At 71.3% G+C, this 26,225-nt stretch carries 24 protein-coding genes and 2 pseudogenes; 24 read left to right on the top strand and 2 right to left on the bottom strand.

The genetic code is table 11. From position 1 onward, the window contains the following. Positions 1-8: 8 nt before the first annotated feature. The 5 genes from ACGF8B_RS36075 to ftsH all read left to right on the top strand — a co-directional run bounded on the left by ACGF8B_RS36075 (position 9) and on the right by ftsH (position 8,166). Positions 9-1,361, top strand: coding sequence for an ammonium transporter (locus ACGF8B_RS36075; RefSeq protein ID WP_392746547.1), 1,353 nt, complete (start codon positions 9-11; stop codon positions 1,359-1,361). After that, positions 1,358-1,696 carry a P-II family nitrogen regulator gene (locus tag ACGF8B_RS36070; protein ID WP_392746545.1) on the top strand — a complete coding sequence of 113 codons (339 nt, stop codon included), beginning with the start codon at positions 1,358-1,360 and terminating at the stop codon, positions 1,694-1,696. The genes ACGF8B_RS36075 and ACGF8B_RS36070 overlap by 4 nt, the downstream gene beginning before the upstream one ends. 227 nt (positions 1,697-1,923) lie before the next feature. Next, on the top strand, positions 1,924-4,380 hold the full coding sequence (locus ACGF8B_RS36065; protein WP_392746543.1) for a [protein-PII] uridylyltransferase: 2,457 nt from the start codon (positions 1,924-1,926) through the stop codon (positions 4,378-4,380). A gap of 126 nt (positions 4,381-4,506) precedes the next feature. Then, positions 4,507-6,054 carry a signal recognition particle protein gene (ffh, locus tag ACGF8B_RS36060; protein ID WP_392746542.1) on the top strand — a complete coding sequence of 516 codons (1,548 nt, stop codon included), beginning with the start codon at positions 4,507-4,509 and terminating at the stop codon, positions 6,052-6,054. Between the two features lie 198 nt (positions 6,055-6,252). Then, a complete protein-coding gene (gene ftsH, locus ACGF8B_RS36055) occupies positions 6,253-8,166 on the top strand; it encodes an ATP-dependent zinc metalloprotease FtsH (RefSeq protein WP_384759617.1) in 1,914 nt (637 codons plus the stop codon). 16 nt (positions 8,167-8,182) lie between these two features. Here the strand turns inward: ftsH and ACGF8B_RS36050 are convergent, their stop codons facing one another. Beyond that, the gene (locus ACGF8B_RS36050; protein ID WP_392746540.1) at positions 8,183-9,043 is read right to left on the bottom strand and encodes a class I SAM-dependent methyltransferase; all 861 of its coding nucleotides are present in this window, start codon (positions 9,041-9,043) and stop codon (positions 8,183-8,185) included. Between the two features lie 235 nt (positions 9,044-9,278). On the opposite strand from ACGF8B_RS36050, the gene proS reads away from it, so the two are divergent. The 19 genes and pseudogenes from proS to ACGF8B_RS35955 all read left to right on the top strand — a co-directional run bounded on the left by proS (position 9,279) and on the right by ACGF8B_RS35955 (position 25,100). Then, on the top strand, positions 9,279-10,694 hold the full coding sequence (gene proS, locus ACGF8B_RS36045; protein WP_392746538.1) for a proline--tRNA ligase: 1,416 nt from the start codon (positions 9,279-9,281) through the stop codon (positions 10,692-10,694). Between the two features lie 229 nt (positions 10,695-10,923). Next, positions 10,924-11,517: a hypothetical protein gene (locus ACGF8B_RS36040; RefSeq protein WP_124716133.1), complete on the top strand. Its 594-nt coding sequence runs from the start codon at positions 10,924-10,926 to the stop codon at positions 11,515-11,517. A gap of 157 nt (positions 11,518-11,674) precedes the next feature. Then, entirely contained in the window at positions 11,675-12,118 is a 444-nt protein-coding gene (gene rpsP, locus ACGF8B_RS36035) for a 30S ribosomal protein S16 (protein ID WP_072487234.1), read from the top strand. A 2-nt stretch (positions 12,119-12,120) separates the two neighbouring features. After that, entirely contained in the window at positions 12,121-12,360 is a 240-nt protein-coding gene (locus tag ACGF8B_RS36030) for an RNA-binding protein (RefSeq protein ID WP_005311361.1), read from the top strand. A 79-nt stretch (positions 12,361-12,439) separates the two neighbouring features. Next, entirely contained in the window at positions 12,440-13,036 is a 597-nt protein-coding gene (rimM, locus tag ACGF8B_RS36025; RefSeq protein ID WP_392746537.1) for a ribosome maturation factor RimM, read from the top strand. After that, positions 13,036-13,857, top strand: coding sequence for a tRNA (guanosine(37)-N1)-methyltransferase TrmD (gene trmD / locus ACGF8B_RS36020; protein WP_392746535.1), 822 nt, complete (start codon positions 13,036-13,038; stop codon positions 13,855-13,857). The genes rimM and trmD overlap by 1 nt, the downstream gene beginning before the upstream one ends. Before the next feature lie 127 nt (positions 13,858-13,984). Beyond that, positions 13,985-14,335, top strand: a complete 351-nt coding sequence (rplS, locus tag ACGF8B_RS36015; protein WP_392746533.1) for a 50S ribosomal protein L19 — start codon at positions 13,985-13,987, stop codon at positions 14,333-14,335. Between the two features lie 45 nt (positions 14,336-14,380). Further along, complete coding sequence (lepB, locus tag ACGF8B_RS36010; protein WP_392746531.1) at positions 14,381-15,151, top strand: signal peptidase I; 771 nt, start codon at positions 14,381-14,383, stop codon at positions 15,149-15,151. Beyond that, positions 15,144-16,201: pseudogene (lepB, locus tag ACGF8B_RS36005) on the top strand (signal peptidase I). Before lepB (ACGF8B_RS36010) ends, lepB (ACGF8B_RS36005) begins: the two are co-directional and overlap by 8 nt. Next, the gene (gene lepB / locus ACGF8B_RS36000) at positions 16,101-16,997 is read left to right on the top strand and encodes a signal peptidase I (RefSeq protein WP_392746697.1); all 897 of its coding nucleotides are present in this window, start codon (positions 16,101-16,103) and stop codon (positions 16,995-16,997) included. Before lepB (ACGF8B_RS36005) ends, lepB (ACGF8B_RS36000) begins: the two are co-directional and overlap by 101 nt. A gap of 239 nt (positions 16,998-17,236) precedes the next feature. After that, positions 17,237-18,193 (top strand): signal peptidase I, encoded by a 957-nt coding sequence (gene lepB / locus ACGF8B_RS35995; protein WP_392746695.1) that lies wholly within the window; start codon positions 17,237-17,239, stop codon positions 18,191-18,193. A 51-nt stretch (positions 18,194-18,244) separates the two neighbouring features. Beyond that, positions 18,245-18,994, top strand: a complete 750-nt coding sequence (gene lepB, locus ACGF8B_RS35990) for a signal peptidase I (protein WP_392746529.1) — start codon at positions 18,245-18,247, stop codon at positions 18,992-18,994. Further along, the gene (locus tag ACGF8B_RS35985) at positions 18,984-19,472 is read left to right on the top strand and encodes an NUDIX hydrolase (RefSeq protein WP_392746527.1); all 489 of its coding nucleotides are present in this window, start codon (positions 18,984-18,986) and stop codon (positions 19,470-19,472) included. Before lepB (ACGF8B_RS35990) ends, ACGF8B_RS35985 begins: the two co-directional genes overlap by 11 nt. 64 nt (positions 19,473-19,536) lie before the next feature. After that, on the top strand, positions 19,537-19,845 hold the full coding sequence (locus tag ACGF8B_RS35980; protein ID WP_003965949.1) for a DUF2469 domain-containing protein: 309 nt from the start codon (positions 19,537-19,539) through the stop codon (positions 19,843-19,845). 228 nt (positions 19,846-20,073) lie between these two features. Next, positions 20,074-20,433, top strand: coding sequence for a YraN family protein (locus tag ACGF8B_RS35975; protein ID WP_392746525.1), 360 nt, complete (start codon positions 20,074-20,076; stop codon positions 20,431-20,433). Continuing rightward, positions 20,433-22,058, top strand: coding sequence for a YifB family Mg chelatase-like AAA ATPase (locus ACGF8B_RS35970; protein ID WP_392746523.1), 1,626 nt, complete (start codon positions 20,433-20,435; stop codon positions 22,056-22,058). The genes ACGF8B_RS35975 and ACGF8B_RS35970 overlap by 1 nt, the downstream gene beginning before the upstream one ends. Then, positions 22,055-23,338 carry a DNA-processing protein DprA gene (dprA, locus tag ACGF8B_RS35965; RefSeq protein ID WP_392746521.1) on the top strand — a complete coding sequence of 428 codons (1,284 nt, stop codon included), beginning with the start codon at positions 22,055-22,057 and terminating at the stop codon, positions 23,336-23,338. The genes ACGF8B_RS35970 and dprA overlap by 4 nt, the downstream gene beginning before the upstream one ends. Positions 23,339-23,578: 240 nt before the next feature. Beyond that, positions 23,579-24,415, top strand: coding sequence for an RNA polymerase sigma factor WhiG (gene whiG / locus ACGF8B_RS35960; RefSeq protein ID WP_093899085.1), 837 nt, complete (start codon positions 23,579-23,581; stop codon positions 24,413-24,415). A gap of 118 nt (positions 24,416-24,533) precedes the next feature. Beyond that, positions 24,534-25,100, top strand: coding sequence for a TetR/AcrR family transcriptional regulator (locus ACGF8B_RS35955; RefSeq protein ID WP_266499825.1), 567 nt, complete (start codon positions 24,534-24,536; stop codon positions 25,098-25,100). Positions 25,101-25,168: 68 nt separating this feature from the next. Here ACGF8B_RS35955 and ACGF8B_RS35950 read toward each other — a convergent pair. Next, positions 25,169-25,747: pseudogene (locus ACGF8B_RS35950) on the bottom strand (murein hydrolase activator EnvC family protein); the annotation flags it as partial. Between the last annotated feature and the right edge of the window lie 478 nt (positions 25,748-26,225).

Below are 26,225 nucleotides of genomic sequence, written 5' to 3'. Positions count from 1 at the left end.
AGACGCCGATGCCCCCAGGCATCACGACGCTTGCCGCAGACACCCCGACACTGTCTGCCGCCAACACCGGGTTCATGCTGATCTGCTCCGCCCTGGTGATGCTGATGACCCCGGCCCTGGCCTTCTTCTACGGAGGCATGGTCCGCGTCAAGAGCACCCTCAACATGCTGATGATGAGTTTCATCAGCCTCGGGATCGTCACCGTCCTGTGGGTGCTCTTCGGTTTCAGCCTCGCCTTCGGCACCGACCTGGGCTCCGTCGTCGGCTGGAGCTCGGACTACCTCGGGCTCAGCGGGATCGGCGTCACCCAGCTCTGGGACGGCTACACGATCCCGGTCTACGTGTTCGCCGTGTTCCAGCTGATGTTCGCCGTGCTCACCCCGGCCCTGATCAGCGGCGCCCTCGCCGACCGGGTCAAATTCACCTCGTGGGCCCTGTTCATCACGCTCTGGGTCACCGTCGTCTACTTCCCCGTCGCCCACTGGGTCTGGGGCGCGGGCGGCTGGCTGTTCGAGATGGGCGTCATCGACTTCGCGGGCGGCACGGCCGTCCACATCAACGCGGGTGCGGCGGCACTCGGCGTGATCCTCGTCATCGGCAGGCGCGTCGGCTTCAAGAAGGACCCGATGCGGCCGCACAGCCTGCCGCTGGTCATGCTCGGCGCCGGGCTGCTCTGGTTCGGCTGGTTCGGTTTCAACGCCGGCTCGTGGCTCGGCAACGACGACGGTGTCGGCGCGGTGATGTTCGTCAACACCCAGGTCGCCACCGCCGCCGCGATGCTCGCCTGGCTCGGCTACGAGAAGCTCCGCCACGGCTCCTTCACCACCCTCGGCGCCGCGTCCGGCGCGGTCGCCGGGCTCGTCGCCATCACCCCGTCGGGTGGCGCGGTCAGCCCGCTCGGCGCGATCGCGGTCGGTGCGATCGCCGGTGTGCTCTGCGCCATGGCCGTCGGACTGAAGTACCGCTTCGGCTACGACGACTCCCTGGACGTGGTCGGCGTCCACCTCGTCGGCGGCATCGCCGGCTCCCTCCTCGTCGGTCTCTTCGCCACCGGCGGCGTCCAGTCCGACGCCAAGGGCCTCTTCTACGGCGGCGGCCTCGAACAGCTCGGCAAGCAGGCCGTCGGCGTCCTCGCCGTCCTCGCGTACTCTCTGGTCGTCTCCGCGATCCTGGCCTTCCTACTGGACCGGACGATCGGGATGCGGGTCCCCGAGGACGACGAGATCTCCGGCATCGACCAGGTCGAACACGCCGAGACGGCGTACGACTTCAGCGGAGCGGGCGGCGGCACGGCCCCACGCACCACGAGCTCCGCACCGGGCGGCTCGGCAGCAGCGAAGACGAAGAAGGTGGACGCATGAAGCTCATCACCGCGGTCGTGAAGCCACACCGGCTGGACGAGATCAAGGAGGCCCTCCAGGCCTTCGGCGTCCAGGGCCTCACGGTCACCGAGGCCAGCGGATACGGACGCCAGCGCGGCCACACCGAGGTCTACCGGGGCGCCGAGTACACCGTCGACCTCGTGCCCAAGATCCGGATCGAGGTCCTGGTCGAGGACGAGGACTCCGAACAGCTCATCGACGCCGTCGTGAAGGCCGCCCGCACCGGCAAGATCGGTGACGGCAAGGTCTGGAGCGTGCCGGTCGAGACCGCGGTCCGGGTACGCACGGGCGAACGCGGCCCGGACGCGCTCTGACCTTTGGCCCCGAAGATCTGTGGTCCCGAAGATCTGTGGTTCTGAGGACCTGTGGTTCTGAGTGACCTGTGGTTCTGAGGACCTGTGGTTCCGAAGATCTGTGGCTCTGAAGACTCGACGGTCCCGAAAGATCCGACGGTCCCGAAGCAGCGATGGCTCCGAAGACCGGCGGTCCCGAAGGCCGACGGTCCCGGAACACCGACGGTCCCGAAACGAAAGGCAGCCGGGTGACGAGCACCGAGACCACCACCGGATCCGCAGACCCGGAACCCGGCGGCTACGCGGCGGCCCGGCTGCGCCTTCTCCAGGAGGAGGCGCGGTCCGGGCCGCCGCGCCGTGCGGCCCTCGCCTCGCTCACCGACGACTGGCTCACCGCGCTGTTCACCACCGCGGCCGCGGAGACCGGCGTCCACGGTGCCGCCCTCGTCGCCGTCGGCGGCTACGGACGCGGGGAGCTCTCCCCGCGCAGCGACCTCGACCTGCTGCTCCTGCACGACGGGAACACCGACCCCGCGTCCGTCGCCGCCCTCGCCGACCGGGTCTGGTATCCCGTCTGGGACCTCGGCCTCGCCCTCGACCACTCGGTGCGCAGCCCCGCCGAGGCGCGCGGGACCGCGGCCGAGGACCTCAAGGTCCAGCTCGGACTGCTCGACGCCCGGCCCGTCGCCGGGGACCTCGGGCTCGTCGCCGCGATGCGCACCGCGATCCTCGCCGACTGGCGCAACCAGGCCCCCAAACGCCTGCCCGCACTCCACGAACTCTGCCGCGAACGCGCCGAACGCCAGGGCGAGCTGCAATTCCTCCTCGAACCCGACCTCAAGGAGGCCCGCGGCGGACTGCGGGACGCCACCGCACTGCGCGCCGTAGCCGCGTCCTGGGTCGCCGACGCCCCCCGCGAAGGGCTCGCCGACGCCCGCCGCGTCCTGTCCGACGCCCGGGACGCCCTCCACCTCACCACCGGCCGCGCCACCGACCGCCTCGCCCTCCAGGAACAGGACCAGGTCGCGGACGCCCTCGGACTCCTCGACGCGGACGCCCTGCTCCGCCAGGTCTACGAGGCCGCCCGCACCATCTCGTACGCCACCGACATCACCTGGCGCGAGGTCGACCGGGTCCTGCGCGCCCGGTCCGTGCGCCCCAGGCTGCGCGCGCTCCTCGGCGGCGGCAGGGCGTCCGCCCCGGAACGGACCCCGCTCGCCGAGGGCGTCGTCGAGGCCGACGGCGAAGTGGTCCTCGCCCGCACCGCCCGCCCCGAACGCGACCCCGTCCTGACGCTGCGCGCCGCCGCCGCGGCAGCCCAGTCCGAGCTCCCGCTCTCCCGCCACGTCGTACGCCGGCTCGCCACCGCCGCGCAGCCGCTGCCGGTGCCCTGGCCCGCCGAGGCCCGCGAGGAATTCGTCACCCTCCTCGGCGCGGGCGAGGCCACCGTCCCCGTCTGGGAGGCGCTCGAAGCCGAAGGGCTCATCACCCGGCTGCTCCCGGACTGGGAACGCGTCCGCTGCCGCCCCCAGCGCAACCCCGTCCACACCTGGACCGTCGACCGTCACCTCGTCGAAGCGGCCGTCCGCGCCGGCGCCCTCACCCGCCGCGTCGGCCGCCCCGATCTGCTCCTGGTCGCCGCGCTGCTGCACGACATCGGCAAGGGCTGGCCCGGCGACCACTCCGCGGCCGGTGAGGTCATCGCCCGGGACACGGCCGCCCGGATCGGCTTCGACCAGCACGACGTGGGCATCATCGCCACTCTCGTACGCCACCATCTGCTGCTCGTCGAGACCGCCACCCGGCGCGACCTCGACGACCCGGCGACCGTCCGCTCCGTCGCCACCGCCGTCGGCTCCGCCACCACCCTGGAACTCCTGCACGTGCTCACCGAGGCCGACGCGCTCGCCACCGGGCCCGCCGCCTGGTCCTCCTGGCGCGCCTCCCTGGTCGGCGACCTGGTGGGACGTGTCGCCGCCGTGCTCGCCGGTCAGGCCCCCCAGGAACCGGAACCCGCCGCACCCGGCGCCGAACAGGAACGCCTCGCGATCGAGGCCCTGCGCACCGGCGGCCCGGTCCTCGCCCTGCGCGCCCAGGCCGGGGCCCCGGACGAGGACGGCGAACCGGAACCCGTCGGCGTCGAGCTGCACATCGCCCTGCCCGACCGGCCCGGCGTGCTGCCCGCGGCGGCGGGCGTCCTCGCCCTGCACCGCCTCACCGTGCGTGCCGCCGACCTGCGCGCCGTGGAACTGCCCACCCGGCTGGGCGGCCCCGCGGACGTGCTGCTGCTCAGCTGGCGGGTCGCGGCCGAGTACGGCTCCCTGCCGCAGGCCGCCCGGCTCCGCGCCGACCTCGTACGCGCCCTGGACGGCTCCCTGGACATCCGGGCCCGGCTCGCCGAGCGCGAGGCCGCCTACCCGCGCCGCCGCGGGGTGAAGGCCCCGCCGCCCAGGGTGACCGTCGCGGCGGCCGGCTCCCGGCTGGCGACGGTGATCGAGGTGCGGGCCCAGGACGCCCCGGGGCTGCTGCACCGGATCGGCCGGGCGCTGGAGCAGAGCGGGGTACGGGTGCGCAGCGCCCATGCGTCGACCCTGGGGGCGAACGCGGTGGACGCCTTCTACGTCACGGACACCGACGGGAAGCCGCTGCCCGGGGAACGGGCGCTCGCGGTGGCGGACGCGGTGGAGACCGCGCTCCGGGCGTGACGCGGGAACCGTGCGCGGGTGGTCCGCCCCGGGATTTGCCGGGCAGGGGGTCATCGTTTCTGCCGAGCCGGATACCCTGGGGTACCGAATCCTGTTTGCCCCCGACCCTGAGGACCGACGAGCGCCGTGTTCGATACTCTCTCCGACCGCCTTGCCGCGACTTTCAAGAACCTCAGGGGCAAGGGCCGCTTGTCCGAGGCGGACATCGACGCCACGGCTCGCGAGATCCGTATCGCCCTGCTCGAAGCGGACGTCGCGCTGCCGGTGGTCCGCGCCTTCATCGCCAACGTCAAGGAGCGGGCGCGCGGCGTCGAGGTCTCCCAGGCGCTGAACCCGGCCCAGCAGGTCGTCAAGATCGTCAACGAGGAGCTCGTCTCCATCCTCGGCGGCGAGACCCGGCGGCTGCGGTTCGCCAAGACCGCGCCCACCGTGATCATGCTCGCCGGTCTCCAGGGTGCCGGTAAGACCACCCTCGCCGGAAAGCTCGGCCTCTGGCTCAAGGGCCAGGGCCACTCCCCGCTGCTCGTCGCCTGTGACCTCCAGCGCCCCAACGCCGTCAACCAGCTCAGCGTCGTCGCCGACCGCGCCGGTGTCGCGGTGTACGCGCCCGAGCCGGGCAACGGGGTCGGCGACCCGGTCCAGGTCGCCAAGGACTCGATCGAGTTCGCCCGGTCCAAGCAGTACGACGTGGTCGTCGTCGACACCGCGGGCCGCCTCGGTATCGACCAGGAGCTGATGCAGCAGGCCGCGGACATCCGCGACGCCGTCAGCCCCGACGAGATCCTCTTCGTCGTCGACGCGATGATCGGCCAGGACGCGGTCAACACCGCCGAGGCCTTCCGCGACGGCGTCGGCTTCGACGGCGTGGTGCTCTCCAAGCTCGACGGTGACGCCCGCGGTGGTGCGGCGCTGTCGATCGCCCATGTCACGGGCAAGCAGATCATGTTCGCGTCGAACGGTGAGAAGCTCGACGAGTTCGACGCCTTCCACCCCGACCGGATGGCATCCCGCATCCTCGACATGGGTGACCTGCTCACCCTGATCGAGCAGGCGGAGAAGACCTTCAGCCAGGAAGAGGCCGCCAAAATGGCCTCCAAGCTGGCGTCCAGCAAGGGCAAGGACTTCACGCTCGACGACTTCCTGGCCCAGATGGAGCAGGTCAGGAAGATGGGCTCCATCTCCAAGCTGCTCGGCATGCTGCCCGGCATGGGGCAGATCAAGGACCAGATCAACAACATCGACGAGCGCGACGTGGACCGCACCGCCGCGATCATCAAGTCGATGACCCCGAAGGAGCGCGCCGAACCGACGATCATCAACGGCTCGCGCCGGGCCCGTATCGCCAAGGGTTCCGGTGTCGAGGTCAGCGCGGTGAAGAACCTGGTGGAGCGGTTCTTCGACGCGCGCAAGATGATGTCGAAGATGGCCCAGGGCGGCGGCATGCCGGGGATGCCCGGGATGCCGGGCATGGGCGGTGGCCCCGGTCGGCAGAAGAAGCAGGTCAAGCAGGCCAAGGGCAAGCGCAAGAGCGGTAACCCGATGAAGCGCAAGGCCGAGGAGCAGGCCGCTGCCGCCCGTCGCGAGCAGGCGGCGCAGGGTGGCGCGTTCGGTCTGCCCGCGCAGGACGACAAGAACTTCGAGCTGCCGGACGAGTTCAAGAAGTTCATGGGCTGAACCCGGACCGGCTGAACCCGGTCTGGCTGAACCCGGTCTGGCTGAACCCGGACCGGATGGACCCGGGCCGGGCAGGCCCGGGTTCGCCACGGCTGTCGTACGCCGTCCCTCCAAGGGCCCATCGGGCAGGCCCTGGGAGGGCTTTGTCCGCCTTCCTCCCTTACTGTCGCCTCAACGGCAGTCGGCAGAGGAGCGCGCGTGACCAACCCCGTACCGCCCCGCGACCGGACCGATCAGCCGTGGCGCTCCGAGGGTGCCCCACCGCCCCAGCCGCCCGGCCGGAAGATGCCCGGAGGCTGGGGCGGACTGCTGCTGACCGCGCTCGCCGTCTATCTGATCGCCAACCTGGTGCTCTCCTTCTTCAACGGGGAGGAGCAGCGGACGATCGCGTACACGGAGTTCAGCAAGCAGGTCACCGCGGGCAATGTCTCCAAGATCTACTCCAAGGGCGACGCCATCCAGGGGCAGCTCAAGAAGGAGGCGAAGGTCCCGGGGAGCGACGACAAGTACACCAAGTTCGAAACCCAGCGCCCGGCCTTCGCGGACGACAACCTCTGGGCCGAACTGGTCAAGGACGACGTCACGGTCACCGCCGAGCCGGTCGTCCAGCAGCGCAGCTTCCTCGCCAACCTGCTGATCTCCCTCGCACCCATGCTGCTGCTCGTCGTGCTCTGGGTGTTCATCGCCCGGCGGATGTCCAGGGGCATGGGCGGCGGGATGGGCGGCTTCGGCCGCAAGGCCCCGCCCAAGCCCGTCGAACTGGAGGACGGCAAGCGCACCACCTTCAAGGACGTGGCCGGGATCGACGAGGTCGAGGGCGAGCTCAACGACGTCGTGGACTTCCTGAAGAACCCGCAGGCCTACCGGAAGATGGGCGCCCGGATGCCCGGCGGGGTGCTGCTCGCGGGGCCGCCCGGCACCGGCAAGACCCTGCTGGCCCGGGCCGTCGCCGGTGAGGCCGGGGTGCCGTTCTTCTCGGCGTCGGCCTCCGAGTTCATCGAGATGATCGTCGGCGTCGGCGCGAGCCGGGTCCGGGAACTGTTCGCCGAGGCGCGCAAGGTCGCCCCCGCCATCGTCTTCATCGACGAGATCGACACCATCGGCCGGGCCCGCGGCGGCGGCTCCGGCATGGGCGGCCACGACGAGCGCGAGCAGACCCTCAACCAGATCCTCACCGAGATGGACGGCTTCTCCGGTTCGGAGGGCGTCGTCGTGCTCGCCGCCACCAACCGCGCCGACGTGCTCGACCCCGCCCTCACCCGGCCCGGCCGCTTCGACCGGATCGTGCAGGTCAGCCCGCCGGACCGGAGCGGCCGGGAGGCGATCCTGGAGATCCACACCCGGCAGATCCCGCTCGCCCCCGATGTGAACCTGGCACAGGTGGCCGGCACGACGCCCGGCATGACCGGCGCGGACCTCGCCAACCTGGCCAACGAGGCCGCGCTCCTGGCGGTCAAGCGCCGGCAGTCCGAGGTCACCCAGCCCGACTTCTCGGACGCCCTGGAAAAGGTCCAGCTCGGCGCCGAACGCTCACTGGTCATGTCCGACGAGGAACGCCGCAGGACCGCGTACCACGAGAGCGGCCACGCCCTGCTGGGCATGGTCCAGCCGGGCGCCGACCCGGTCCGCAAGGTCACCATCGTGCCGCGCGGCCGCGCGCTGGGCGTCACGCTCTCGACGCCGGACGCCGACAAGTACGCGTACACCGAGGAGTACCTGCGCGGCCGCATCGTCGGGGCGCTCGGCGGCATGGCGGCCGAACAGGTGGTCTTCGGCGTGATCACCACCGGCGCGGAGAGCGATCTGGAACAGGTCACCAACCTGGCCCGCGGCATGGTCGGCCGCTGGGGCATGAGCCACAAGGTGGGCAGACTGACGGCGATCCCGAGCGACGCCCAGCAGGCGTACGGACTGTCGGCGGCCCCCGCCACGCTCGACGCGGTGGACGGCGAGATGCGGCGGATCGTCGACGAGTGCTACGAGGTGGCCTGCCGGCTGCTGCGCGAGAACCGGGACCGGCTGGACTCGCTCTCCGCCGCGCTCCTCGCGAACGAGACGCTGGACGAGGCCGAGGCGTACCGGGCGGCCGGCATCACCCGGCTGGCGAAGTGACGGCCACCGCGGCCGTTCAGGTGGTGCACACGAGATAGCGGAAGACGTTCGGCATCCAGACCGTGCCGTCCCGGCGGCGGTGCGGGCGGAGCGCCTGCGCGACCTCCTTCTCCACCTGGGTACGGTCCGTCGCCCGGACCGCCGCGTCGAAGAGCCGGGTGGAGAGCAGCCCCCGTACCGCGCTGTCCGGGTCCGCGTACCCGAAGGGGCACGCCACCCGGCCCGAGCCGTCGGGATTCAGCCCGGCCCGGAAGGCCAGCTCCTCCAGGTCGTCCCGGCCCGACGGCCGCCAGTCGCCGTCCCGGGGGGCCCGGTCCCGGTCGGAGAGCCGCCCCGCCACCCGCAGCACCGGCGCCGTCGCACAGCGCTCCGGCGGACCCCAGCCGGTGAGCACCACGGTGCTGCCCCGCGCGGCCAGCGGAACCGAGGACCGCAGCTCGGCCACCAGCCCCTCGCCGTCGTCGGACGAGCAGCCGATCGGGGTGAACGCGGTGATCAGGTTGTACGGCATCCCGTCGGACGGCCGGGCCCCGGACGGATCACCCTCCAGGAGCCGCGGGTGCCCGGCCGGGGGAGCGGCGGCGCTGCCCGGATCGGGCAGCAGCCGGGTCCGGGCGAGCGCCAGACGTTCGAGGTCGGTGTCCACGCCGGTGACGCGCGCGCCCCGGGCGGCCGCGATCAGCAGCGCGAGACCGGAGCCGCAGCCCAGGGAGAGCAGCCGGGTACCGGATCCCACTTCGAGCCGCTCGTACACCGCTTCGTACAGCGGTGCCAGCATCCGCTCCTGGATCTCGGCCCAGTCCCGGGCACGGTCGCCGGAGTCCGTCCGGGTGGACGTTTCCGCGTGGCTGTGGTGCCGGACGAGCGTGGGTGTCATGGAAAGCGCCCCAATCCGCCGAGAGGTCGGCCGTGTCCGATCGGTAGTGCCCGAGTGGATGCCCCCGCTGTGTGTGCTCCCGCTCCCCGTATGTCAGAGAACTGCGCGTCCGCGTCCTCGTCCAGGGGTGCGATGGCAATGGTTGCGCGGGGCGGTGACGTGTCCGTGGGGAAGGCCCGCGGCACCGGGGTCCGTCGCCCCGTGCGGTGGGCGGTGTCGCCGTACGATGCGCGCCATGGCAAAGGCACCCGTTCTCACGCCCCAGGCCGAGGACTTTCCCCGCTGGTACCAGGATCTGATCAACAAGGCCGAACTCGCGGACAACGGCCCGGTGCGCGGCACCATGGTCATCCGGCCGTACGGATACAGCCTGTGGGAGCGGATGCAGCAGGAGATGGATGCCCGTATCAAACAGGCGGGCGCCCGGAACGCCTACTTCCCGCTCCTCATCCCCCAGTCTTACCTGACACGCGAGGCCGAGCACGTCGAGGGCTTCGCGCCGGAGCTCGCGACGGTCACCCACGGCGGCGGGAAAGAGCTCGAAGAGCCCGTGGTGGTGCGGCCGACCTCCGAGACGATCGTGAACGAGTACTTCTCGAAGTGGGTGCAGAGCTACCGCGATCTGCCGCTCCTGATCAACCAGTGGGCCAACGTGGTGCGCTGGGAGATGCGCCCGCGGATCTTCCTCCGTACGACGGAATTCCTCTGGCAGGAGGGCCACACCGCCCATGCCACCGACGAGGAGGCCCGGGACTTCGCCGCGTACATCCACCGCGAGGTCTACGCGGACTTCATGGTCAACGTGCTGGGCATCGATGTCGTCCTCGGCCGCAAGACCCCGGCCGAGCGGTTCGCCGGGGCCGTCAACACGCTCACCCTCGAAGCGATGATGCGGGACGGCAAGGCCCTCCAGATGGGTACGAGCCACGAGCTCGGCACCAATTTCGCCAAGGCGTTCCACACCCGCTATCTGTCCCGGGACGGGCGGCAGGAGCTCGTGCGGCAGACCTCCTGGGGCTCCTCGACCCGGATGGTCGGCGGTCTGATCATGGCCCACGGAGACGACCACGGGCTCCGCGTCCCGCCGCGGCTCGCCCCCGTCCAGGCGGTCGTTCTCGCGGTCAAGGAGGACGCGGCCGTCCTGGACGCGGTCCGGACCGTCGCGGAGCGGCTGCGCGCGGCGGGGGTCAGGACCGGGACCGACGACCGCACCGACACCCCGTTCGGCCGCCGTGCGGTCGACTGGGAGCTGAAGGGGGTGCCGGTGCGGATCGAGATCGGCCCGCGCGATCTGGCGAGCGGCACCGCGACGCTGGCCCGGCGCATTCCCGGCGGGAAGGAGCCGGTCCCCGTCGAGGCCCTGCCCGCGCTGCTCCCGGCCCTCCTGGAGGAGGACCAGGCGGCGCTGCTGCGGGAGTCCCGGAGCCGCCGCGAGTCGGCCACCAGCGACGTGACGACGGTGGCGGAGGCCGTGGAGGCGGCGGCCGCGGGCGGCTGGGCGCGCATCGCCTGGTCGGCGCTCGGCCCGGCGGGCGAGGCCCGGCTCGCGGAGCACGGGGTGTCCGTACGGTGTCTGGTCGCCGGGGACGGGTCGGTGCCCGGGGCGGACGACGAGCCCGGTAATGTCGCCCTGGTGGCACGCGCCTACTGACGCCCCACCCGCCACCCCGGCCACCCGGGCCCTCGGCGTACGGTGGCCGCCTACGCGTCCGGGCGTACGCGTCGCTACGTACCACCTTGGTGCGAGCTGTGAGGCTTCTCCGCAGATCTGCGCACCCGCCCTCGTCGGGGCGCATGCAAGGGCAACTGACTGGTACGTGCAAATTATTTGGGATGGCCCGGAATCGGAACACCGGGGCACTCGCGCTCGTTGTCACGACGTGAGCACGACACCACCTGTACTTGCCGCAGAGCTGGCACAGGCGTGGGCCGACATTCAGCGGTACCACCCCGAGCTGCCGGATCTAGCCGCGCCCGAGTCCCTGATCGGAGAGTCCTCGTCCGCCTGCGGCGCCGAACTCTCCTTCGAGCGACTGCTCCATGAGGCAGTCCACGGCATCGCCGCCGCGCGAGGCGTCCGCGACACTTCGCGCGCCGGCCGCTACCACAACCGCAGATTCCTCGCGATCGCCGAGGAGCTGGGCCTCGACCACGCCGAGGAGCCCCACCCCAGCAGTGGCTTCTCGCTGGTCGCGCTCAACCCCGAGGCCAAGCGCCGCTACCGTCCGACGATCGAGCGGCTGCAGCGCGCCCTCAAGGCGCACACGGTCGCCACCGCCGCCGACACCAAGCGTTCCTTCCGCGGGCCCGCCGCCCGGCACGGCTCCTCCGGCGGGGGCGTCCGCGTCAAGGCCGTCTGCGACTGCGGCCGCAATGTGCGGGTCGTCCCGTCGGTCCTGGCACAGGCGCCGATCGTCTGCGGAGGATGCGGGAAGCCCTTCCGTATCCCGGAAGCAGTGGTCGCGGTGGGGTGACCCGGCGCGGTGTGGCACAATGGCTAGCTGTACTCGACAGTCGCATAGGACCCCTCTCTCCTCCGGCTGACGCGTCCATCGGGCACCCGAGTACCGCAACCCCACGTGGCATCTTCGTTGTGCCCACCCACGTCATAGACCAGGAGACACCACTTCCGTGGCAGTCAAGATCAAGCTGAAGCGTCTGGGCAAGATCCGTTCGCCTCACTACCGCATCGTCGTCGCCGACTCCCGTACCCGCCGTGACGGCCGGGCCATCGAGGAGATCGGTCTGTACCACCCGGTGCAGAACCCCTCGCGCATCGAGGTCAACTCGGAGCGTGCGCAGTACTGGCTGTCCGTCGGCGCCCAGCCGACCGAGCCGGTTCTCGCGATCCTGAAGCTCACCGGTGACTGGCAGGCGCACAAGGGCCTCCCGGCCCCCGCGCCGCTGCTGCAGCCGGAGCCCAAGGCCGACAAGCGCGCCCTGTTCGAGGCCCTGACCAAGGACGGCGGCGACGAGTCCAAGGGCGAGGCCATCACGCAGAAGGCGAAGAAGTCCGACAAGAAGGCGGACGAGGCTGCTGACGCGGCTGCGCCCGCCGAGTCGACCGAGGCCTGAGCATGCTCGAGGAGGCTCTCGAGCACCTCGTGAAGGGCATCGTCGACAACCCTGACGATGTGCAGGTCGCCTCGCGCAACCTGCGCCGTGGTCGCGTGCTGGAGGTCCGGGTCCACCCCGACGACCTCGGCAAGGTGATCGGCCGCAACGGCCGCACCGCTCGCGCACTGCGTACCGTCGTGGGCGCCATCGGCGGCCGTGGCATCCGCGTCGACCTCGTCGATGTGGATCAGGTTCGCTGACAGAGTTGAACACCGGCACGGGCCGGGGAGGGCCATGCGCCCACCCCGGCCCGTCGTCGTATGACAGGAGAGACACAAGGTGCAGTTGGTAGTCGCGCGGATCGGCCGGGCCCATGGCATCAAGGGCGAGGTCACCGTCGAGGTCCGTACGGACGAGCCGGAGTTGCGGCTCGGGCCCGGGGCCGTGCTCGCCACCGAACCGGCCGGCGCCGGACCGCTGACGATCGAGACCGGCCGGGTGCACAGCGGACGGCTGCTGCTGCGCTTCGAGGGCGTGCGCGACCGCACGGCCGCCGAGGCCCTGCGCAACACGCTGCTGATCGCCGACGTCGACCCGGCGGAACTCCCCGAGGACCCCGAGGAGTTCTACGACCACCAGCTGATGGACCTCGATGTGGTCCTCGCCGACGGTACCGAGATCGGCCGGATCACCGAGATCACGCATCTGCCGTCCCAGGACCTCTTCATCGTCGAGCGGCCGGACGGCAGCGAGGTGATGATCCCGTTCGTCGAGGAGATCGTCACCGAGATCGACCTGGCGGAGCAGCGCGCGGTGATCGCCCCGCCGCCCGGCCTGATCGACGAGGACCAGGCCGTGATCGCCTCCGCCCGGGACGGGGAAGAAGGCGGCGAAGAGGGCGGCGACGGGGCTCCCGCGGCCGGGAAGGACGACTGATGCGCCTCGACGTCGTCACGATCTTCCCGGAGTACCTGGAACCACTGAACGTCTCCCTCGTCGGCAAGGCCCGCGCCCGCGGCCGCCTCGACGTCCATGTGCACGACCTGCGCGACTGGACGTACGACCGGCACAACACGGTAGACGACACCCCGTACGGCGGCGGCCCCGGCATGGTCATGAAGACCGAACCGTGGGGCGAGGCGCTGGACGACGCCCTGGCGGGCGGGTACGAGGCCGGGGCGCACTCCCCGGTGCTGGTGGTGCCCACCCCCAGCGGCCGCCCGTTCACCCAGGAGCTGGCCGTCGAGCTCTCCGAGCGGCCGTGGCTGATCTTCACCCCGGCCCGCTACGAGGGCATCGACCGGCGGGTGACGGAGGAGTACGCCACCCGGATGCCGGTCGTCGAGGTGTCCATCGGGGACTACGTGCTGGCCGGCGGCGAGGCCGCGGTACTGGTGATCACCGAGGCGGTCGCCCGGCTGCTGCCCGGAGTGCTCGGCAACGCCGAATCGCACCGGGACGACTCCTTCGCCCCCGGCGCGATGGCCAACCTGCTGGAAGGGCCCGTCTACACCAAGCCGCCCGAGTGGCGCGGCCGGGGCATCCCGGAAGTGCTGCTCAGCGGTCACCACGGGCGGATCGCCCGCTGGCGCCGGGACGAGGCGTTCCGCCGTACCGCCGTCAACCGGCCCGATCTGATCGAGCGCTGCGAGGCCGAGGGGTTCGACAAGAAGGACCGCGAGATGCTCTCGATCCTCGGCTGGTCACCGGAGCCCGGCGGCCGATTTTGGCGCAGGCCCGCGGCCGTGGAAGAATAGGCCGCTGCTGTACGTCCGGCGTACGCCCCTGCCACAGGGGGAACGACGTCCGCCCGACGCGATCAGCACCCCATCTCTCACTATCTCCCGTCGATGACCTGTGGCATCGGCGAAGAAAGCAGACAACATGGCTTCCCTGCTCGATGGCGTCAACGCCGCATCGCTGCGCACCGACCTCCCGTCGTTCCGCGCCGGTGACACCGTCAACGTCCACGTCCGAGTGATCGAGGGCAACCGCTCCCGTATCCAGCAGTTCAAGGGCGTAGTCATCCGCCGCCAGGGTGCGGGCGTCAGCGAGACCTTCACGGTCCGCAAGGTCTCCTTCAGCGTCGGCGTCGAGCGCACCTTCCCGGTGCACAGCCCGATCTTCGAGAAGATCGAGCTCGTCACCCGCGGTGACGTCCGCCGCGCCAAGCTGTACTACCTCCGTGAGCTCCGCGGCAAGGCCGCGAAGATCAAGGAGAAGCGCGACAACTGAGCTGACTCCCAGGTCCACAGGTCGGCCGGATAGGCTCTGGCCCCGATGGACACGGAAGCAAAGCCCTCGGAGCGCGACCGCTCCTCCGCACCCGCAAAGGCGCCGGAGGAGGGGTCGCGCTCCTCGCGTATCCCGGAACTCCCGACCGCCGCGATCTCCTGGCGGCGGACCGCCGCGCTCGGGGCCGCCTGCGCGGTCTTCGTGCTGCTCCTGAGCAACTACGTGGTGCAGCCCTTCCTGATCCCCAGCGGCTCGATGGAGCCCACGCTGCGGGTGGGGGACCGGGTGCTGGTGAACAAGCTGGCCTACGGCTCCGGCTCCCTGCCTCAGCGCGGCGACGTGGTGGTCTTCGACGGCACCGGATCGTTCGTCCAGGAGCCTCCGCCGAAGAACCCCGTCACCGGTCTGATGCACTCGGTGGCCGCCTCCCTGGGCCTGGCCGAGCCCGCCGAGACCGACTACGTGAAGCGGGTGGTGGGAGTGGGCGGCGACCGGGTGGTCTGCTGCGACGAGGAGGACCGGATCGAAGTGAACGGCCGGCCCGTCGTCGAGAACTATCTGCATCCCGGGGACGCTCCCTCCCAGGTCCGCTTCGACATCGTCGTGCCCGACGGCAAGCTGTGGATGATGGGCGACCACCGCAGCAACTCCCGCGACTCGCGTGACCACCTGGGCGAGCCGGGCGGTGGCATGGTCCCGGTCGACATGGTGATCGGCAGGGTGGACTGGATCGGCTGGCCGCCGAGCAGGCTGGGCTCGCTGCCGGACAGCGCCGCCTTCGCCGCCGTGGGGCCGCCGGGCGGGGGCCATGGGTAACCGCGGCCTCGGGCGCCGCGGGTCGGAGCCCGGGACGGAGCCGACGGCCACCGGCTCGCTGCCCACCAGAGCGGCGCGGCGGAAGCTGGCCCGCAAGGTCAAGCGGCGGCGGCGCGGGGCCGCGGTGGGGGAGATCCCGCTGCTGATCGTCGTGGCACTGGTTCTCGCGCTGGTGCTCAAGACGTTCCTGGTGCAGGCCTTCGTGATCCCGTCCGGGTCGATGGAGCAGACCATCCGGATCGGTGACCGGGTGCTCGTGGACAAGCTGACGCCCTGGTTCGGATCCCGGCCGCAGCGCGGCGATGTCGTCGTCTTCAAGGACCCGGGCGGCTGGCTGAAGCAGGAGAACGTAGACAAGAAGGAACCGCCCGTCGTCGTCAAGCAGGTGAAGGAGACGCTGACCTTCATCGGGCTGCTGCCCTCCGACGACGAACAGGATCTGATCAAACGGGTGATCGCGGTCGGTGGCGACACGGTGAAGTGCTGCGGCAAGGACGGCCGGGTCACCGTCAACGGCGTACCTCTCGACGAGCCCTATCTCTATCCCGGGAATCCTCCCTCCCTCATCAAATTCGAGGTAAAGGTTCCGGAGGGCCGGATCTTCGTGATGGGGGACCACCGGTCCGACTCGGCCGACTCGCGCTATCACCTGGACGAGCCGGAACACGGCACCGTGTCCGAGGACGAGGTCGTCGGACGGGCCGTGGTGATCGCCTGGCCGGTCGGTCACTGGCGGAAACTGGAGGAGCCGGCGACGTTCGGCTCGGTGCCTGACGCGCGCGCCGGGACAGCCGGCGCGACGGCCCGGTCGAATAGTGTGTCGTCCCGGGATCTCAACGGAATGATCCCTCTCCCGACCCCTGCGGAACTCCCGCTCGTTATGGGAGTGGTGGGCCTGCACCGGCTGGGACGCAGGCGTGGCACGGAGTGAGGAGTGGATGTGGGGGATTTGGCCGTCGGCGCACGATCCGGACACGAGGAGCCCGAGGACCGGCCGGACCATGCGGGGCATGCCGAGTCCGCCGGGACGGCGGGCCGCGCGGGGAGTGACGGCGCCACTCCGGACGGCGGCGGCAAGGCCATGAAGAAGCAGCGCTCCTTCTGGAAGGAGCTGCCCCTGCTGATCGTCATCGCCCTGGTGCTCGCGCTGCTGATCAAGACGTTCCTGGTGCAGGCGTTCTCGATCCCCTCGGACTCGATGCAGAACACGCTCCAGCGGGGCGACCGGGTGCTGGTGGACAAGCTGACCCCGTGGTTCGGCTCGGAGCCCGAGCGCGGCGAGGTCGTCGTCTTCCACGACCCGGGCGGCTGGCTGGACGACACCGAGGAGGTCCACCCGAACGTGGTCCAGAAGTTCCTCAGCTTCATCGGACTGATGCCGTCCGCCGAGGAGAAGGACCTGATCAAGCGGGTCATCGCCATCGGTGGCGACACGGTGGAGTGCAAGGAGAACGGCCCCGTCGTGGTCAACGGCAAGGCCCTGGACGACCAGTCGTTCATCTTCCCCGGCAACACGGCGTGCAACGACGAGCCGTTCGGCCCGATCAAGGTGCCCGAGGGCCGGATCTGGGTGATGGGCGACCACCGCCAGGACTCCCGCGACTCCCGCTACCACCAGGAACTTCCGGGCAACGGCACGGTCTCCAACGACGAGGTCGTCGGCCGGGCCTTCGTCGTGGCGTGGCCGATCAACCGCTGGGCGACGCTGCCGATCCCGAAGACCTTCGACCAGCCGGGCCTTGACGCCGTGATGGCCATGGCGCCCGGTGCGATCGGTATCGCCGGGGCCGTGCCGGTCGTGCTCTGGCGCAGGCGGATCCGGCTGTCCTCCGAGCGGCGGACGTGACTGACGTCCCGTCATGATCCATCGGGCCGCACAGGTTCGGCGGGGCTGAACGATGACGTCGTGGCAGAGCGATGGCGTTGTGACCGAGGAAACGGCAAGATCGGATAGTTGCGGGACGCTCGCCGGGTGTTCTTCATGGGCCTCAGGAACTCCCGCTCGTTGTTCGGGGCAGTGGGCCTTTGAACGGACGGGGTCCTGGAGAAGGCGGGGGCGCATAGTGAGGACTGGATGTGAGTGACGTGGCTGCCGGTGCACGACCTGGACAGGGAGACTCCGCGAAGGAGCCCGACCGGTCCGCCGATCCTGCCGTCGAACCGGCGGTGGATTCCGCGGCCGGTCCGGTGGGAGGTCCGGCGGTCGCTCCGGTGGGAGGGGTGCCGGATCCGGACGCGTCCGAGGACGATCGGGCTCCGGACGGGGACGGCAAGAAGGCGGCGAGGAAGCAGCGCCCCTTCTGGAAGGAGCTGCCCCTGCTGATCGTCGTCGCCCTGGTGCTCGCGCTGCTGATCAAGACGTTCCTGGTGCAGGCGTTCTCGATCCCCTCGGACTCGATGCAGAACACGCTCCAGCGGGGTGACCGGGTGCTGGTGGACAAGCTGACCCCGTGGTTCGGCTCGGAGCCCGAGCGCGGCGAGGTCGTCGTCTTCCACGACCCGGACAACTGGCTCGCCGGGGAACCGACCCCCGAGTCGAACGTGGTGCAGGACTTCCTGAGCTTCATCGGTCTGATGCCGTCGTCCAAGGAGAAGGACCTGATCAAGCGGACGATCGCGGTCGGCGGCGACACCGTGGAGTGCGCCAAGGGCGGTCCGGTCAAGGTCAACGGGAAGGCGCTCGACGAGCCGTACATCTTCCCCGGCAACACGGCCTGTGACGACAAGCCCTTCGGGCCCTTCAAGGTGCCCGAGGGCAAGATCTGGGTGATGGGCGACCACCGGCAGAACTCCCTGGACTCGCGGTACCACACGGACGAGGCGACCAAGGGCTTCGTGCCCGTCAAGGACGTCGTGGGGCGCGCCGTGGTCGTGGCCTGGCCGATGAACCGCTGGGCGACGCTGGCGGTCCCGGACACCTTCGACCAGCCGGGGATCAGCGCGGCGGCGGGCCTGGCCCCGGGAGCCGTCGGTATCGCGGGTGCGCTGCCTCTCGTACTGTGGCGCCGCAGGAGGCTGACCGGCGGGCGTACCGCCGGGTAGGGTGCCCACTCGGATCAGCGATTGTCGATCTCCGGAGTGGGGGACGCTGGGATGAGCGGACAAGGACGTACGGGTGACGGCCACGGCCGTCTCGGCAGCATGCTGTCGGGGCTGGCCGTGGCCGTCGGCTGTGTGCTCTTCCTCGGCGGGTTCGCCTGGGGGGCGGTGGTCTACAAGCCGTACACGGTGCCGACCGGGTCGATGACACCGACGGTGAACGCCGGCGACCGGGTGCTCGCGCAGCGCATCGACGGCAGCGAGGTGCGCCGCGGCGACGTGGTGGTCTTCACCGATCCGGTGTGGGGCGACATGCCGATGGTGAAGCGGGTCGTCGGGGTCGGCGGCGACAAGATCGCCTGCTGCGGGAAGGGCGGCCGGCTCACGGTCAACGGCCAGCCCATTGACGAACCGTATCTGCACACCAAGGGCCTCGCCTCGGCGGAGAACTTCACGGCGGAGGTGCCCAAGGGGCAGCTCTTCCTGCTGGGCGACGAGCGCAGCGCGTCGCTGGACTCCCGGGTGCACCTGGACGACGCCGGCCAGGGCTCCGTCCCCCGCGACGCGGTACAGGCCAGGGTGGACGCCATCGCCTGGCCGATGAACGGCATGATCGAGCGTCCGGAGGCCTTCGCCGCCCTCCCCGGCGGGGTGTCGGCGACCGGACCGCTGAGGTTGCAGCTCGCGGCGGTGCTCGTGGGCGTGGTGCTGATCCTGGGCGGTGCGGCGTACGGCCCGATCGCCGCACGGGTTTCGCGGGCGTCGCGGGACAAGGGCGGAAGGGTGCCCGCCGGTGCGCACTGAGAAGCGGAAGGTCGCTCGCGTGATCCTCCTGGACCCCGAGGACCGGATCCTGCTGGTGCACGGCTTCGAACCGGCGGATCCGGCGAGCACCTGGTGGTTCACCCCGGGCGGCGGCGTGGAGGGCGACGAGACCCGGGAGGAGGCCGCGCTGCGCGAGCTGGCGGAGGAGACCGGGATCACCGAGGTCGAGCTGGGGCCGCTGCTCTGGCAGCGGATGTGCTCGTTCCCGTTCGACGGGCGCCGCTGGGATCAGGACGAGTGGTATTTCCTGGCCCGTACGAGGCAGACCGCCACCGATACCAGTGGGCAGACCGGGCTGGAGCAACGCAGTGTCGCGGGTCTGAGGTGGTGGACCTCCGCCGAACTGTCGGCGGCGCGTGAGACGGTGTACCCGACCAGGCTCGCCGAGTTGCTGCGCACGCTGCTCGACGAGGGTCCTCCGCGTACGCCATTGGTTCTCGACCCCGAAACCGCCTAAGGGCCCGGGGGGCCGGGGGCCTGGCGCACAATGGGGGGACGCACGGCTGAAGGGGAACATGCCAATGAGCGCCGAGGACCTCGAAAAGTACGAGACCGAGATGGAGCTGAAGCTCTACCGGGAGTACCGAGATGTCGTCGGTCTGTTCAAATATGTGATCGAGACCGAACGGCGCTTCTACCTCACCAATGACTACGAGATGCAGGTGCACTCGGTCCAGGGCGAGGTGTTTTTCGAAGTATCGATGGCGGACGCCTGGGTGTGGGACATGTACCGGCCCGCGCGGTTCGTCAAGCAGGTCCGGGTGCTGACCTTCAAGGACGTCAACATCGAGGAGCTCAACAAGAGCGATCTCGAACTCCCGGGCGGCTGAGCCCCCCCCGGGCGGCTGAGCCCTCCGGGGGCGGCGATCCGCCCCTTGACCCGATGTGGTTCGCCTCCTGGTTCGGTGCGGTCCGCCCGGGTCCGATGCGGTCCGCCTTCGGTCCGCTCTTGATTCGCACCTACGGGTGGCCGGGATATCCACAATCCCGGGGTTTTCCACCAAGATCCACCGATCGGGACCGGACGCGTCAGAGTCGGTCCCGGAGGTGGTGCCGAAATGAACGCACGGGGGGCACTCGGGCGGTACGGCGAGGATCTGGCGGTGCGGCTGCTGGCCGAGGCCGGCATGTCCGTACTGGAACGGAACTGGCGCTGTCGCGCCGGTGAGATCGACATCGTCGCGATGGACGGCGACGCGCTCGTGGTCTGCGAGGTGAAGACCCGCAGGGCGGGCGCGTTCGAGCATCCGATGGCGGGCGTCACGCCGGTCAAGGCGGAGCGGCTGCGGCGGCTGGCCGGCATCTGGACCGACCGGCACGGCGGACCGCCGCCCGGCGGCGTCCGGATCGACCTGGTCGGCGTGGTGCTGCCCAGGCGCGGAGCGCCGGTCGCCGAGCATGCGCGGGGGGTGGCCTGATGGGGTTCGCGCGGGCGTGTTCGGTGGCGCTGGTCGGCGTCGAGGGTGTGGTGGTGGAGGTCCAGGCGGACCTGGAGGCGGGGGTGGCCGCGTTCACCCTGGTGGGGCTGCCGGACAAGAGTCTGGTGGAGAGCCGTGACCGGGTCAGGGCCGCGGTGGTGAACTCGGGGGCCGAGTGGCCGCAGAAGAAGCTCACGGTCGGCCTGTCGCCGGCCTCGGTGCCGAAGGGCGGATCGGGGTTCGATCTCGCCGTCGCCTGTGCGGTGCTGGGGGCGGCCGAGCGGATCGATCCGGCTTCCGTCGCCGATGTGGTGATGATCGGTGAGCTGGGGCTCGACGGCCGGGTGCGGCCGGTGCGCGGGGTGCTGCCGGCCGTGCTCGCCGCGGCGGAGGCCGGATACCGGCAGGTGGTCGTGCCGGAACAGACCGCGGGGGAGGCGGCGCTGGTCCCCGGAGTCTCCGTCCTCGGGGTTCGGAGCCTGCGGCAACTGATCGCGGTGCTCTGCGACGAGCCGGTGCCCGACGAACGGCAGGCACACGACGAGGGGCGCCCCGACACCATGCTGGCCGGGCTGATGGTGCCCGGCGCGGGCATCGGCACCGGCCTCGCCCGCGCCGGGCAGGCCGACGGACATCTGCCGGATCTGGCGGACGTGGCGGGGCAGGAGCGGCCCCGCATGGCTCTGGAGGTCGCCGCGGCGGGCGGTCACCACCTCCTGCTCTCGGGGCCGCCGGGAGCAGGCAAGACCATGCTGGCCGAGCGGCTGCCGGCCATCCTGCCGGAGCTGACCAGGAAGGAATCCCTGGAGGTGACCGCGGTGCACTCGGTGGCGGGCATCCTGCCGCCGGGGGAGCCGCTGGTCAGCCGGCCGCCCTACTGCGCACCGCACCACTCGGCGACGATGCAGTCACTGATCGGCGGGGGCAACGGACTGCCGAGGCCCGGTGCGGTCTCGCTGGCTCACCGGGGAATTCTCTTTCTGGACGAGGCGCCCGAATTCTCCGTGCGGGCGTTGGACGCGCTGCGCCAGCCGCTGGAGTCGGGGCATGTGGTGGTGGCACGGAGCGCCGGGGTGGTGCGGCTGCCCGCCAGGTTTCTGATGATGCTGGCCGCCAATCCGTGCCCGTGCGGCCGGCACAGCCTCAGCGGCGCCGGCTGCGAATGCCCGCCGTCCGCGGTCAGGCGATACCAGGCGAGGCTCTCCGGGCCACTGCTCGACCGGGTGGACCTGCGGGTGCTCGTCGACCCGGTCAGGCGTGAGGACCTGATGGGGCAGGGCGGCCGGGGCGAGTCGACGGCCGTGGTGGCGGCCCGGGTCCGGCAGGCCAGGGCGCGGTCCGCGGAGCGGCTCGCGGGCACCGTGTGGTCCACCAACAGCGAAGTGCCCGGCCATGAGCTGCGGACCAGGCTGGTCGCGGCCCCGGGCGCGCTCATGGAGGCCGAACGGGACATGGAACGCGGCCTGCTCACCGCGCGGGGCCTGGACCGGGTGCTCAGAGTGGCGTGGACGGTCGCCGATCTGCGCGGCGCCGACCGCCCGGACGCCTCCGACATCGCGGTGGCGCTGGAACTGCGCACCGGGATTCCACGGGGTGCCCTGACGAACGCCGGGACGCCGTCATGAAGCCGCGGGCGGACGACGGGCCGGGGAGGGGGCAGGACCGGGTGGGGGACGTGCAGGGGCAGAGCCCGGAACCCGACCCGGAACACGGCCCGGGGGAGGGGAACGGAACGGGGCCCGGGGCGGTGGTGAGCGGGCAGGAGCGGCTGGCGCGGGCCGCGCTGACCCGCGTCATCGAGCCGGGGGACGAGTGCGGCGGCCGCTGGCTGCGCGAGTGCGGCGCGGTCGAGCTGATACGGCGGATCACCGCGGGGGACGGCACCGCCGAGCAGCTGACCGGAATGACCCCGAAGCGGCTGGCCGGGTACCGGCTGCGCGTCGAGAGCGTCGATCCCGGACGGGACCTCTCGGCGGTCGCCGCGCTCGGCGGGCGGTTCATCTGCCCCGGGGACCTGGAGTGGCCCAGCCAGCTCGACGACCTCGCGGACGCCAGACCGACCGGCCTGTGGGTGCGGGGCCCCCGCGATCTGCGGCTCTGGGCGCTGCGCTCGGTCGCCGTGGTCGGAGCGCGCGCCTGCACCCCGTACGGATCGCACATGGCGGCCGGACTCGGTTCGGGACTCGCGGAGCTGGGGTGGGTGGTGGTGTCCGGAGCCGCGTTCGGGGTCGACGGGGCGGCGCACCGCGGCGCACTCGCCGCCGGCGGGGCGACGATGGCGGTCCTGGCCTGCGGGGTGGACGTCCCCTACCCCCGGGGACACGCCGAGCTGATCGGACGGATCGCGCAACAGGGGCTCGTCATCGGCGAATTACCACCGTCCGATCATCCCACCCGCAGCAGATTCATCCTCCGGAACCGGGTCATCGCCGCGTTGACGCGCGGGACGGTCGTCGTGGAGGCCGAACACCGCAGCGGCTCGCTCGTCACCGCGCGCTGCGCACAGCGGCTCGGCCGCTTCACCATGGGTGTGCCGGGGCCCGCCACCAGCGGGCTGTCGGCAGGGGTCCACGAACTCCTGCGCGGAGAGGGCGTGCTGGTGACCGATGCCGCCGAAGTGGCCGAACTGGTGGGGGACATCGGTGAACTGGCCCCGGCCAGACGAGGCCCCGTGCACCCCAGGGACCTGCTCGACGAGGTCTCCGCCAGAGTCCTCGACGCCCTGCCGTACCGGGGTGCCCTGAGCGGGCGCGATGTGGCCCGTTCCGCCGGAACCGGCACCGACGAAGCACTCGGCAGGCTGTACGAACTGCACTCACTGGGGTTCGTCGAACGGGATGGCGATGGATGGCGGTTGACGCCGCGACCGACTTGCAATGGCGACGCGCGGCGAGGCGGTACTTGACCTGGGGCATTCGGGTGAAAAGGTGATGCCGATGACCTCGGCGGATCCTTCGGTGACGCCTCCGGGGCCGACGCGCACAGCGACGGCCCCGGACCTCAACCATGTCGGATCGGCCGGATTCGTACAGCGCCGATCCTCTATCCTGCGCGGACCGCGACATCGTGGTCACGCTACGCTCACAAGGGTTCCGACTCAGACAAACGTCCCAGCACTTCACAGCAGAACGGCTCAAGGCACCACATGCCCCAGCACACCTCCGGGTCTGACCGCGCGGCAGTACCACCGGCTGCGCGTGGCACTGTGCGGCCCCCCGCCCCTTCCTCGCTCGACGAGTTGTGGCGTTCGTACAAGTCCACCGGCGACGAGCGGCTGCGGGAGCAGCTGATCCTGCACTACTCGCCGCTGGTGAAGTACGTCGCGGGCCGGGTGAGCGTGGGCCTGCCTTCCAATGTCGAGCAGGCGGACTTCGTCTCCTCCGGGGTCTTCGGACTGATCGACGCGATCGAGAAGTTCGACATCGAGCGCGCGATCAAGTTCGAGACCTACGCGATCACCCGCATCCGGGGCGCGATGATCGACGAACTCCGGGCACTGGACTGGATCCCGCGCTCGGTGCGTCAGAAGGCGCGGGCGGTGGAACGCGCCTACGCCACGCTGGAGGCGCAGTTGCGACGCACCCCCTCCGAGCCGGAGGTCGCGGCGGAGATGGGCATCGCGCTGGAGGAACTCCACGCCGTTTTCAGCCAGTTGTCGCTGGCCAACGTGGTCGCGCTGGAGGAGCTGCTGCATGTCGGCGGCGAGGGCGGCGACCGGCTCAGCCTGATGGACACCCTTGAGGACACCGCCGCCGACAATCCGGTGGAGGTCGCCGAGGACCGCGAGCTCAGACGGTTGCTGGCCCGAGCCATCAACACGCTCCCGGAGCGTGAGAAGACGGTCGTCACGCTCTACTACTACGAGGGCCTCACCCTCGCCGAGATCGGCAATGTCCTCGGGGTCACCGAGAGCCGGGTCAGCCAGATCCACACCAAATCGGTGCTGCAACTGCGCGCCAAGCTGGCCGACGCCGGACGCTGAGCCCCGCTCGCGGCCGGCGCCGGCCGTGGCTGCTTCGGACATCGATCCGGGCCGCACCCGCGCTCTCGAACACCGGTCGCCGTAGAGTGGACGCGTGCCCAGGATTCGAGCGGCCTCGGTGGCCGAGCACCGGACCATGCAGCGCGGCGCCCTCCTGGACGCCGCACGCTCCCTGCTGTCCGAGGGAGGTACGGAAGCATTGACCTTCCCCGCCCTCGCCGAACGCACGGGCCTCGCCAGGTCCTCCGTGTATGAGTACTTCCGCTCCCGGGCGGCCGTCGTCGAAGAGCTGTGCGCCGTCGACTTCCCCGTCTGGGCGGCCGAGGTCGAGAACGCGATGGAGCAGGCCACGACGCCCGAGGGCAAGATCGAGGCCTATGTGCGCCGGCAGCTCGACCTGGTCGGGGACCGCCGCCACCGGGCGGTCGTCGCCATTTCGGCGAGCGAGCTGGACGCCGGGGCGCGCGAGAAGATCAGGGCCGCCCACGGCGGGCTGATCGCCATGATCGTCGAGGCGCTCGGCGACCTCGGCCACGCGCAGCCGAGGCTGGCGGCGATGTTGCTCCAGGGGTCGGTGGACGCCGCGGTGCGGCGTATCGAACTGGCCGTCGCCGAGGAGCCGGCCGTGATCGCGGACACCGCCGTCGCCATGATCCTTCGAGGCGTCCAGGGCGCACGGGGCTGACGCCGCCGCATCGCGGCGGCGAGCAGAACGCTGGGGGCGGCGAGCCCGTCCCCGGTCCTTCCGGCGGAGCGCGCGGGTTCGGGTACTCCGAACACCGGGAGCAGCCGGGACGGGCCCCGTCGCAGCAGCGACGGCGGCAGCAGCGACAACGGATTCAGATACGCGTCACCGCGCCGCAGGCCCCAGTGCAGACAGCCCGCCGTGCAGTGGAAGGGCCCCGTCTCCACGACCGCCACCACCTGCCCCGCCGTCACCTCCTCGCCCTTCGCCACGAGCGCGCGGACCGGTTCGTACGTGGTCCGAAGCGGCGGATCACCGCTGCCGGCCAGCTCGATCGCCAGCACCCCGCGTCCCGCCACCCGCCCCGCGAACGAGACCCGGCCCGAGGCGGCGGCGAGCACCGCCGCACCCGGCTCAGCGGCCAGGTCGACCCCGCGGTGGCCGCGCGCGTAGGGACCGGCCGGGGGCTCCCAGTTCCGCAGGACCGCGGGCCGCCCGGCAAGCGGCCAGCTCCGGTCGCCTTCCGGCCCGGGGCCCGAACCGCCTTCCCCGGGCGGCTTTCCGGGGCCCGGCTCCGTCCTTGTCTCCGCACCCGGCGCTGGGCCCGGCTCCGTCTCTGCCTGCGCACCCGGGGAGGGAACGGGCATGGGAGTTGACGTGGGAACGGGTGTGGGGGTTGGCGTGGGAACTGTCGTGGGAGTGGGCATCGGAGTGCCGGCCGCGGCTACCGAGCCGACCGCTGTGCCGCACACCACCGCCAGCAGGGCCGCCAGCACCACCACGAGCGCCTCCCGCACCCGGGGCACGGACCTCCGGCGGCAGGTGCCCGCGCCCGGAATCAGCAGGTCGGTCGGGACGGTCGGATCAGGGGTGCGTCGCATGGCAGAACCGTCCCGCAGCGCCCCGATCCGCGGGGATCATGAACCGGAACTGTGGACAACCAGCCGGTTGTGGACAGCGCCGTCACCCGGCACCCGGGCCGTCCCGTACACTTCCTATGGCGATCCGGGTCACCGGGTCGACTTCGCACGCCCCGCCACCTCCCTCTTCGCGGACGGTGGCCGCGCTCCTCGGTCCCTCGTGGCACGGCGCGTCGGGGCGTCAGGCGCGACAGCAATCCTGCGG

Source organism: Streptomyces sp. NPDC047917 (assembly GCF_043204345.1).
In the GTDB taxonomy this organism is placed as follows: Bacteria; Actinomycetota; Actinomycetes; order Streptomycetales; family Streptomycetaceae; genus Streptomyces; species Streptomyces sanglieri.
The sequence above is the reverse complement of the archived record's forward strand: the minus strand, read 5'-3'. Positions and strand labels throughout refer to the sequence as shown.